The organism is Streptomyces sp. NH27, from assembly GCF_056859195.1.
The window spans coordinates 1-2415 of the sequence record NZ_JACEGK010000780.1; the positions used below are offsets into that span (position 1 = coordinate 1).

Genomic DNA, 2415 nt, shown 5'->3' on the forward strand with positions numbered 1-2415 from the left:
CCTGCCTCGCGGGACCAGCGCAGCAGCCCGGTGCCCTCGGCCCGTAGCCCCTCCAGGAGCGCGGCGCGCAGTTTCGACGGGTCGGGGCGGCGTAGCGGCGCCGTGCCCAACTCGACGGCGCCCAGCCGTTCCACGCGGCGCGCGACCACGTCGCCGTCCCGCCAGCGCACCTCTTCGTACGACTCCAGGGCGCCGCCGGCCGCCTGCCTGGCGATGCCCTCGTCGACGACCGCCGCCACCCGCACCCGGGCGTCGGCCCGGCCCGCGCCCCGGTCGGCGACCGCGACCGCGATCCACTCGGCCTCGCCGATGCCGCCGGCGACCTCCGCGGCGGTGCCGCCGACCATGAGGTACGCGCCCGGTCCGCGCCGTCGGGCCACCCGCTCGGGGAAGGCCAGTGCGGCGACCAGCCCGGCCGCCGCGTCGTCGGTCAGCCGGCCGCGCTTGTCCGTACCGCCGGCCGGGGCCGAGGCGCGCAGCGCGCCCTCCAGCCGCCGCGCCTCGGAGCGCCAGCGGGCGCCGTACGGGTCCCCGCCGCGTCTGGCCCGGTGCCAGGCGGCGGTCAGGTCGGGGCCGTAGGAGCCGGGGAGTTCCTCGGACAGCAGGGCGGTCACCTCCGCCGCGCGGGCGGCGCCCGTCTCGGGGGCGGCGTCCAGCAGGGCGCGGGCGAGCCGTGGGTGCAGGCCGAGCAGCGCGAGCCGTTTTCCGCGGTCGGTGGCGCGGCCGGTGATGTCGGTGGCGCCGAGTTCGTGCAGGGTGGCCCGGGCGGCGGCCAGCGCGCCGGGCGGGGGAGCGTCGAGCAGCGCGAGCCCGGTGGTGTCCGGCTCGCCCCAGCAGGCGGCCTGCAGTGCGAACGCGGTCAGGTCGGCGAGTGCGATCTCGGGTGCGGGCAGCCTCGGCAGCCGGGCGTGCTCGGCCTCGGCCCAGCAGCGGTACACGGTGCCGGGCGCCTCCCGGCCCGCGCGGCCGGCCCGCTGATCGGCGGCCGCCCGGGAGACCCGCACGGTGGTCAGGGCGCCCAGGCCGCGCGCGTGGTCCATCCGCGGTTCGCGGGCCAGCCCGCAGTCCACCACGACCCGTACCCCGGGCACGGTGAGGCTGGACTCGGCCACGGATGTCGCCAGCAGCACCCGGCGGCGCTCCCCGGCGGCGAGTGCGGCGTCCTGCACGGCGGCGGGCGCCCGCCCGTGCACTTGCAGGACGTCGACACCGAGTCCGCCGAGCATCCCGGCCACCCGGGCGATCTCCCCGGCGCCCGGCAGGAAGCACAGCACGTCGCCGTCCTGCTCGCCCAGCGCGCGGCGCACGGTCGCCGCCACGTGCTCCAGCAGCGCCGGGTCCACGCGCATGCCGTGCGGCGGGCGCACCGGGCGGGGCGGCGGCGCCCACCGCACCGTCACCGGGTGCAGCACCCCCTCGGCCTCGACGACCGGGCCGTCCAGCAGCGCCGCCCACGCCGCGGTGTCGGTGGTCGCGGACGCCGCCAGCAGCCGCAACTCCGGCCGCAACACGGACCGTACGTCCAGCAGGAAGGCCGTCGCGGTGTCGGCGTCGAGGTGCCGCTCGTGGCACTCGTCGAGCATCACCGTGCCGACGCCGCCCAGTTCGGGGTCGCGCTGCAACCGCTGGAGCAGCACCCCGGTGGTGACCACCTCCACGGCGGTGGCCGCCGACACCCGCCGCTCGCCGCGCACCGTGAAGCCGACGGTGCCGCCGACCTCCTCGCCGAGCAGCCACGCCATCCGCCGGGCGGCCGCCCGCGCGGCCATCCGGCGGGGCTCGGCGACCAGCACCCGCCCGCCGAACTCCGCGGCCAGCAGCAGCGGGACCAGCGTGGTCTTGCCGGTCCCGGGCGGCGCGGCCAGCACCGCGCGGCCGCGCTCCCGCAGTGCCGCCAGCAGCGCGGGCACCACCGGCGCGACCGGCAGGGCCAGGCCCTCGGGCCGCGGCCGGATCACGGGGCGAGGCAGACGAAGATCGCGGTGCCCGGCAGCAGCCGGCCGCGCAGCGGGGACCAGCCGCCCCACTCCTGTTGGTTCCATGCCGGCCACTCCGGTTCCACCACGTCGACCAGCCGCAGCCCGGCCGCGGCGATCTCCCGCACCCGGTCGCCCAGGGTGCGGTGGTGCTCGACGTAGACGGCGAGCCCGCGGTCGTCCTGCTCGACGTACGGGGTCCGGTCGAAGTAGGAGGAGACGGCGGTCAGGCCCTCGGGGCCGGGCTCGTCGGGGAAGGCCCAGCGCACCGGGTGCGTCACGGAGAACACCCACCGGCCGCCGGGCCGCAGCACCCGGGCCACCTCGCGGTGCACGCGTGCGGTGTCCGCGACGAAGGGCAGCGCGCCGTATGCGGAGCAGGCCAGGTCGAAGGAGCCGTCGGCGAAGGGCAGGGTGCCGGCGTCGGCCTGTACGAGAG

General features: G+C 78.8%; 2 protein-coding genes. Both read right to left on the minus strand.

Annotated elements, in window-relative coordinates:
• On the minus strand, window positions 1-2042 hold a 2042-nt coding region (locus AC13HU_RS35710), incomplete at its 3' end, for a helicase-related protein (protein WP_483046153.1).
• Window positions 1955-2415: class I SAM-dependent methyltransferase (locus AC13HU_RS35715; RefSeq protein ID WP_483046154.1), on the minus strand; the 461-nt coding region annotated here is incomplete at its 5' end. The genes AC13HU_RS35710 and AC13HU_RS35715, both read right to left, overlap by 88 nt.